The organism is Rhizobacter sp. P3_B12, assembly GCF_056402895.1.
Genome location: NZ_JBFUGN010001619.1, coordinates 1 through 739, shown reverse-complemented (window position 1 = coordinate 739; position 739 = coordinate 1). Strand labels below are relative to the sequence as shown.

1 protein-coding gene is annotated in these 739 nt (G+C 70.4%); it reads left to right on the top strand.

What is annotated here, in order from left to right:
• Window positions 1–739: efflux RND transporter permease subunit (locus AC1D01_RS37270; RefSeq protein ID WP_477874928.1), on the top strand; the 739-nt coding region annotated here is incomplete at both ends.

Sequence of the window (739 nt, the reverse complement as noted above, 5' to 3'; positions counted from 1 at the left end):
TCTCGCGCCAGGGTTATGGCGGCGTCACGCTGTACATGAAGGGCGGCTCCAGCAAGGCGGAGCTGGACAACGCCTGGTACCAGGTGCGCAAGAAGATCGGCGATGTGCGCCAGGAGTTCCCCGACGGCGTGCGCGGGCCCTTCTTCAACGACGAGTACAACGACCGCTACAGCGTGCTCTACGCGTTGAGCGCGCCCGAGCTGTCGATGGCCGAGCTGTTGGCGGTCACCGAAGACGTGAAGCGGCGCATCCAGGGCGTGGACGGTGTCGGCAAGGTCGACATCCTGGGCAAGCAGGCCGAGCGCGTGTACGTGGAGCTGTCGACCCGGCGGCTGGCCGCGCTCGGCATCGCGCCGACCGCCGTGTTCGACGCGCTGGCGCGCCAGAACCTGGTGGCCCCGGCCGGTTCGGCCGATGCCACGCACGACCGCGTGCAGGTGCGCGTGGACGGCGGATTGCACGGCACCGCGGACGTTGCCGACGTGAGGCTGGAAGTGGGCGGCCAGCTGCTGCGGCTGGCCGACATCGCCACCGTGCGCACCGGCTACGAGGATCCGCCGAGCCTCACCATCCGCCACAACGGCGTGCCGGTGCTGGCCATCGGCGTGACGATGCAGGCCAACGGCAACGTGCTGGATTTCGGGCGCGCGCTGGAGCAGCGGCTGGCGCAGGTGCGGCAGGAGCTGCCGGCGGGCGTGGAGATCCAGCAGTACGCCGACCAGCCGCGCGTGGTGGAGGA